Raw genomic sequence first — 3,317 nt, forward strand, 5'->3', positions numbered from 1 at the left:
GGGCCTGGCAGCCAGCGCGCAGCCGCATCCGCCCGCGTGCCCGTCGTCGACGCGGACCTCGGCGCCGTCGAGGGGGGCGGGCTCACTCGGGTCCGACGCGAGCGGAAGGTCCTTCGCGGGCGGAAGGTCCGGCGCGGGCGGAAGGTCAGGCGCGGGCCGGGAGTCGCTCGCGAGCCGGGGGTCCCTCGCCGTGAGCGCGGCGACGAAGGCGGGGAGCCGGTCGACGCCCCAGTACTTGTCGTAGTGGTCGACGAAGAAGGGCACGCCGAACACACCGTCGCACTGGATGTCCAGCAGCACCCGGACCCCCTCGGCACGCAGCTCCGGATCGTCCGAGGCGCATGCCAGCTCCTCCCCGTCCAGGCCGAGCGCCGCGCCGAAGCCGGCGATCGTCCGCCGGTCGCAGACGTCCTGCCCCAGCTCCCAGCGGGCCCGGGCGGCCAGCGCGATGTACTCGGGCCCCCGGCCGTGCCGCGCTGCGGCCAGATAGCCGAGGTGGGGCACCTCCCACACCGGGTCACGGTCGACCGGCCAGGTGAAGGAGAGCCCGCGCCCGGCCGCCAGCCGCCGTACGTCCTGGAGGATGTAGCGGTGCTTCTCCGCCGACATCGGCGTGTAGGGGAAGGCCCCGCCGGCCTCGGCGAGCAGCTTCGCGCTCAGCTCGTCGGGCTCGAAGAACGGCACCCACTCCAGCGCGGCCGCCGTCCGCGGGTGCTGCTCCAGCAGGTCCCGGTACGCCAGCCACGAGTAGGGGCTGCGCAGCGAGAAGTAGAAGCGCGGGGGCCTGCGGGTGCGGCGGGCGGCGGCGCTCACAGCGAGATGCCGCCGTCCACCTGGAAGACCTGGCCCGTGATGTACGACGCCTCCTCGGAGACCAGGAAGGACACCAGCGAGGCGACGTCCTGCGGCGACCCGAACCGCTTCAGCGGGATCCGGCCCTGCATCTCCTTGGCCTTCTTCGGCGGCAGCACGGAGGTCATGTCGGTGTCGATGAAGCCGGGGGCCACCGCGTTGGCGCGGATGCCGTGCCGACCGGCCTCCTTGGCGAAGGAACGGGTGAAGCCGATGATCCCCGCCTTGGACGCCGAGTAGTTGGTCTGGCCCGCGTTGCCCGCCACCCCGGCCACCGAGGAGAGCGTGACGACGGCTCCGCCGCCCCGCTTGACCATCGGGAAGGCCACCGCGCGGCACAGGTGGTAGGTGCCGTCGAGGTTGGTGCGCACGACCGCGTCCCAGTCCTCGTCCGGCATCAGCACCAGCGGGCTGTCCCGGGTGATCCCGGCCGAGGTGACCGCGGCCGTCGCCGGCCCCAGGGTGTCCTCGGCCCGCTGCACGAACTCCCGGACCTGGGCGGCGTCGGCCACGTCCACGCGGCACGCGAACACCCGCCGCCCCAGCTCCCGCACCTCCTTCTCCACGACGGCGGCGGACTGTTCGTCGGAGCGGTAGCAGAACCCGATGTCGTGGCCGTCGCGGGCGAGCCGCTCGACGACCGCGCGGCCGATGCCGCGCGAGCCGCCGGTGACGAGCGCGACGCGCCCGCCCTCTGTCTGTACGGACATTCCGTCGTCTCCCTCTGGCTGTCTCATACGGTCAGCAGCGCACGCCCGGGCGCCGGCGCCAGCTCGGTGACGTCCCGCAGCGCCACGACGAACGCCCCGATCCGCAGCACCTCGCGGCTGCCGACGTACGTCTCCCCGGCGAGGATCGCCGTCTCGTCCACGGCCTTGACCATCCGCACCCGGTGCTCCAGGACGTCCCCGGGATAGGCGCGCGCCCCGAAGGTCACCTCGTTGATGGAACCGGCCAGTTCGACCTTCCCGGCCAGCACGTCCGGGTTGGGCGCCTCCCACACGGACAGCAGCACCGCGGACTGCGCCCAGGACTCCACGACCAGGGAGGACGGGTAGGCGTAGTCGGCCGGGGCGGCCTCCTGGCCCAGCGGGGCGTAGCAGGGCTCGTTGCCGGAGACGGCCTTGAGGGCGGTGAGGCTCTGCCCGGGCACGACCCGCCGGACCCGGTCGACGAGCAGCAGTTCCCCGCGGTGCGGGATGGTGTTCTTGATACGGCCGACGCCGTACTCGTCCCCGGTCACGCGGCGCCCTCGGCTTCCGGTGCCTCCTGGTCGTGGCCGTCCCGGACGCGGTAGCGGAGCCGGATGTCGGCGACCTTGCCGCGGTTGGTGGCGACGGCGGCCTTGAACAGCAGGCCGGCCGCGTTGTCGGTGACGGTCACGTCGGCCAGCACCCGGTCGCCCGGGAACACCGGCCGGTGGAACCGGCAGCGGTCCATCGCGACGAGGTCGACCTCGCCGCCGTCGGCCCCGTCGCGGGCCGGCACGTTGCCGTGCGCCCACTGGCGGACCGTGCGGTCGGCGGCCTCGATGAGGAAGACGCCGGGCAGTACGGGGAACCCGGGGTAGTGGCCGTCCACGACGGGCCCGTCCACGGGAGCGTCGAAGGCGGTGACGGCCCCGGCGGGCCCGCTGCGGATCAGTTCGAGGTCGCCGAGCGGCGTCGCGGCGCTCACTGCGCGTCCCGCAGCTTGCGGTCGAGCAGCTCGTAGGTCCCGCGCAGCGAGGTGATGGCGGCGAGCTCGGTCTCCTGGAGCTTGACCCCGTACTCCTTCTCCAGCCGCACGGTGATCTCGAGCGCCATCAACGAGTCCACGTCGAGGTCGTCGACGAAGTGCGCCTCGTCGGTGACCTCGGCGACGTCCAGGTCGAGGACATCGGCGACCAGGTCCCGCAGTTGCTCCTTGTCGAGCACGGAGGTGGCGATGGTGGTGTCGGTCATGACGTACACACGTCCTTCCTGATGATGAGCACAGACGAACCGGACAAAACTCCGACGCAGCCGACGGGCGGAGCGCCGAAGAAAAAGAAGCGAACCTGCGGCCGCAGACGGCGAAGTCACCCACCGGGGGCCACCGGCAGCCGCCGACGGCGAATCCGCCCCACGGGGGCCACTCGCACCCGACGACGAGAGCTGCACGGGTGGTGCGGGTGGGAACACCGACGCCGAAGGCGGAGCCGAGGCCGGGGTCACGGCGACCACACCCGCGTCGAGGCCGGGGTCACGGCGACCCCGTCCACGCCGGGGCCGGGGTCACGACGCGCCCACCCGCAGCACGACCGCCCCCGCCTGACCGTCCACGTCCACCGAGGTCACCAGCGCGATCTCACCCGGGCCGCCGGCAGCGACTGCCCCGGCGACCTGGAGGGACGCACTCGCCGCCCCCAGATCCCCGACCAGCCGCCGCAACCGCAGCCGGGGCGGCCGGTGCTCCCCGAAGATCCCGGCGAGCGCGGCGTCCTC

The 3,317-nt window shown here is 73.4% G+C and carries 5 protein-coding genes and 1 pseudogene; all 6 read right to left on the reverse strand.

The window, feature by feature from the left end; all coding sequences use genetic code 11:
- Positions 1–813, reverse strand: an 813-nt coding sequence (locus tag AOJ26_RS35585; protein ID WP_063790370.1) for a 2-hydroxychromene-2-carboxylate isomerase, incomplete at its 3' end; no start/stop codon positions are given.
- Complete coding sequence (gene fabG, locus AOJ26_RS35590) at positions 810–1,562, reverse strand: 3-oxoacyl-[acyl-carrier-protein] reductase (protein WP_053852494.1); 753 nt, start codon at positions 1,560–1,562, stop codon at positions 810–812. The genes AOJ26_RS35585 and fabG, both read right to left, overlap by 4 nt.
- 23 nt (positions 1,563–1,585) lie before the next feature.
- Positions 1,586–2,095, reverse strand: a complete 510-nt coding sequence (locus tag AOJ26_RS35595) for a 3-hydroxyacyl-ACP dehydratase FabZ family protein (protein WP_078960154.1) — start codon at positions 2,093–2,095, stop codon at positions 1,586–1,588.
- Positions 2,092–2,529 (reverse strand): 3-hydroxyacyl-ACP dehydratase FabZ family protein, encoded by a 438-nt coding sequence (locus AOJ26_RS35600; RefSeq protein WP_053852495.1) that lies wholly within the window; start codon positions 2,527–2,529, stop codon positions 2,092–2,094. The genes AOJ26_RS35595 and AOJ26_RS35600 overlap by 4 nt, the downstream gene beginning before the upstream one ends.
- The gene (locus AOJ26_RS35605) at positions 2,526–2,795 is read right to left on the reverse strand and encodes an acyl carrier protein (protein ID WP_179200313.1); all 270 of its coding nucleotides are present in this window, start codon (positions 2,793–2,795) and stop codon (positions 2,526–2,528) included. Before AOJ26_RS35605 ends, AOJ26_RS35600 begins: the two co-directional genes overlap by 4 nt.
- Before the next feature lie 312 nt (positions 2,796–3,107).
- A pseudogene (locus AOJ26_RS35610) lies at positions 3,108–3,317 on the reverse strand (3-oxoacyl-ACP synthase); the annotation flags it as partial.

It is taken from the genome of Streptomyces sp. NRRL B-24085 (assembly GCF_001282115.1).
Classification (GTDB): domain Bacteria; phylum Actinomycetota; class Actinomycetes; order Streptomycetales; family Streptomycetaceae; genus Streptomyces.